Annotated in this window: 2 protein-coding genes; both read right to left on the reverse strand. The window is 70.3% G+C overall.

Annotated features, from left to right (window positions below):
• Positions 1–1,526, reverse strand: a 1,526-nt coding sequence (locus D471_RS0132170; RefSeq protein ID WP_017602414.1) for an IS200/IS605 family accessory protein TnpB-related protein, incomplete at its 3' end; no start/stop codon positions are given.
• The coding region (locus D471_RS0132175; protein ID WP_017602415.1) for a recombinase family protein at positions 1,519–1,776 on the reverse strand (258 nt) is incomplete at its 5' end. The genes D471_RS0132175 and D471_RS0132170, both read right to left, overlap by 8 nt.

Consider the following 1,776-nt stretch of genomic DNA (forward strand, 5'->3'; position numbering starts at 1 on the left):
GGTCCGGGTGCGCGGGGGCGGTCTCCCTCACGCCCCCGGTCACGTGGTCCGGCCTGGGCGGTCCGATGCCCGCACCCATCGCTCTGGTGGGTGCGGGGCGGTGCCGTCCGTCGCCGGATCGCGTGTCCCAGGGCGCGCCTACCGATCGCCACCGAGGCGGCGGCGTGTCGGGAAGTCTTGCGTTTCCTGTTGGTCAGCGGCTTCTGCCAGTGCCGCGCGCCCCACATCGAGGTGTAGGCCGGATCAACGGCGATGACGCCGATACCGGCCTCGGCGCACATCGACACCAGCCGTGCGCGAAGTCTGCCGGTGGGGATGCCCGAGATGAGCCGCCGGAACCGCTTCCTGCGGCCGTGCTTCTCCCGGCTCTTGGAGTCGGTGAAGTCAAGGTCTTCGATCGCGATGGCCCGCACACCGCGGTCCCGCGCCCAGCGCAGGAGGCGAGTGAGGGCGTGCCGGAGTTGGGCGTCACGCCGGTTGGCGGTTCCGGACAGGTCGTAGTCGAAACGGCGTGGGGCACCCGTCGGGTTGCCGTGGGTGTCCAGCAGCCATGCGGCCAGGTGGTCGGCGTTGGTGTCCACACCGATCACACCCCCGGCCCGCAGCGTGTCCAGCCCGACGACGGGCAGGTCTTTTCGGGCCCAACTGGCGTCCAGGTACCAGCGACCACGGGTCACGTCCAGGTGGACGCGGTAGGCCACGGCCCGGTTCGCCTCGATGCGGTCGCGCCACTCCTCGCCCCGGTGGGAGAAGGAGACCTTCGCGGCCAGCACGTACCGGCCGTGGCGGGCGTTGGCCAGGTCGGCGAGCGGCGCGGGCAACTTGATCGACACTTCGCCGTCCGGGGAGATGCGGATCGTCTCGTTCCCGAAGCGCTTGCCGGACTCCCCGTCAGCGGTCAGGAACCAACGGGATGCTTCCCACTCCGAGCGCCACTCGGTTTCGGTTTTCTGTGCGGCGGTGAGGTTGTGGCGCTGGTGGAGCAGCCGCCCGCCGCCGCGAACGACCGAGACCTTCCCGGCCTCCCGCTCAGCTCGCACACGCTCGTAGCGCTCTTGGAGGATCGCCAGGCGGCGCGTTTTGTGGAACCACTCGCCCTTGGAGCGGTAGCCGCCGGGCTTGCCCCGGCTGCCCTTCTGCCCGATCGGGAGCGACAGGCGGTGCCGGATCGTGCGGATACCGGCGTCCAGCGACTGCAGGTGTGCGTGCTGGGCGCGGCGGGACAGGCCCCACTGGTCGTGGGTGTTGGCGGTGACCGAACCCGCCCACCGCGACGAGGACTCGATGGTCAGGTCCCGCTTGCGCTGCGCCCAGGTGTGGGTGGAATGGTCCAGGCCGTCACGGCAACGCCGAGCCAGATCGGCCGATGCGAGGCCTCCCATGTGATCGCCCACAGCACGCAGGACCTTCTCGTCCTGGGGTGTGAGGCCCTTGAGACGGTCGCGTATCGACACCCCCGAGGGGCCGGCGGCGACGAACGGGCGGGCGATCTGCCACAGATGCTTGTTCTTCGTGGGCTCAGCCATGCTCGGCGGCCTCCAGGGCCTTGCGGGCACGGTTCTTCGCCGACCGGCGCCCGTACAGCCGAGCGCAGAAGGACGTGAGCACCTCCACCACATCACGCACCAAATCGTCTTCCACCTCGCCGTCCTCCAGGACGACAAGGCGACGGTCGTGCGCGGACAGGGCGGCCTCGACGAGTTCGACGTTCATCCGGCCGAGGCGGTCTTTGTGCTCCACCACCACGGTGGTCACGGCAGGGTCGGCCAGCAGCCG

This window comes from Nocardiopsis lucentensis DSM 44048, assembly GCF_000341125.1.
GTDB lineage: Bacteria > Actinomycetota > Actinomycetes > Streptosporangiales > Streptosporangiaceae > Nocardiopsis > Nocardiopsis lucentensis.